General features: G+C 57.9%; 1 protein-coding gene and 1 pseudogene. Both read left to right on the forward strand.

All coding sequences use genetic code 11. The annotated features are described in order from the left end of the window. Window positions 1–759: DnaB-like helicase C-terminal domain-containing protein (locus tag D8V06_RS04165; protein WP_153189249.1), on the forward strand; the 759-nt coding region annotated here is incomplete at its 5' end. 267 nt (window positions 760–1,026) lie between these two features. Next, a pseudogene (locus D8V06_RS04170) lies at window positions 1,027–1,306 on the forward strand (YgiQ family radical SAM protein); the annotation flags it as partial.

Consider the following 1,306-nt stretch of genomic DNA (forward strand, 5'->3'; position numbering starts at 1 on the left):
CCGGCCGACTTGATCATCGTCGCCGGCCGTCCGTCCATGGGTAAAACCACCTTTGCGATGAACCTGGTGGAAAACGCCGTGTTGCGCAGTGAAAAAGCGGTTCTGGTCTACTCGCTGGAGATGCCAGGCGAATCGCTGATCATGCGTATGCTTTCGTCCCTCGGTCGTATCGACCAGACCAAGGTGCGTTCCGGTCAGCTCGAAGACGATGACTGGCCGCGCCTGACCTCGGCGGTCAACCTGCTCAACGACCGCAAGCTGTTCATTGACGATACCGCCGGCATCAGTCCGTCGGAAATGCGTGCCCGGACCCGGCGTCTGGTGCGTGAGCACGGTGAAGTCGGCCTGATCATGATCGACTACCTGCAGCTGATGCAGATTCCGGGTTCCAGCGGCGACAACCGGACCAACGAGATTTCCGAGATCTCCCGATCCCTGAAAGCGCTGGCCAAAGAATTCAACTGCCCAGTGGTGGCGCTGTCGCAGCTCAACCGTTCCCTGGAACAACGGCCGAACAAGCGCCCGGTGAACTCCGACTTGCGTGAATCCGGAGCGATCGAGCAGGACGCCGACGTGATCATGTTCGTGTATCGGGACGAGGTGTATCACCCGGAAACCGAGCACAAAGGCATTGCCGAGATCATCATCGGCAAGCAGCGGAACGGCCCGATCGGCTTTATCCGCCTGGCGTTCATCGGCAAATACACGCGATTCGAGAACCTGGCGCCGGGCAGCTACAACTTCGACGATGACGAATAAGTCGTTATAGAGGTTTTTGTGGCGAGGGAGCTTGCTCCCGCTGGGCTGCGCAGCAGCCCCAATACCTACGATGGTATTGATTCAGGCACACCGCAATTGCTGGTTTTGCGACTGCTGCGCAGTCGAGCGGGAGCAAGCTCCCTCGCCACATAGGTTGTGTGTGCCAAAGCGCTCACCAATTTCCGACCATAGCCGTCGGAATTGGTCAAAATTTGTGCTATATTCCGCGCCCGCGAAATTCAATGAAAGCCAACACCGGTTATCGACATGCAAGCAGCCAAGCCGTTATTTGACTATCCAAAATACTGGGCCGAATGTTTCGGACCGGCGCCATTCCTGCCGATGAGCAGGGAGGAGATGGATCAGCTCGGCTGGGATTCCTGCGACATCATCATCGTCACCGGTGATGCCTACGTCGATCACCCGTCGTTCGGCATGGCAATCATCGGCCGGCTGCTGGAGTCTCAAGGCTTTCGCGTCGGGATCATTGCCCAGCCGAACTGGCAGTCCAAAGACGACTTCATGAAGCTCGGCGAGCCGAACCTGT

Source organism: Pseudomonas sp. Sample_24 (genome assembly GCF_004307605.1).
Classification (GTDB): domain Bacteria; phylum Pseudomonadota; class Gammaproteobacteria; order Pseudomonadales; family Pseudomonadaceae; genus Aquipseudomonas.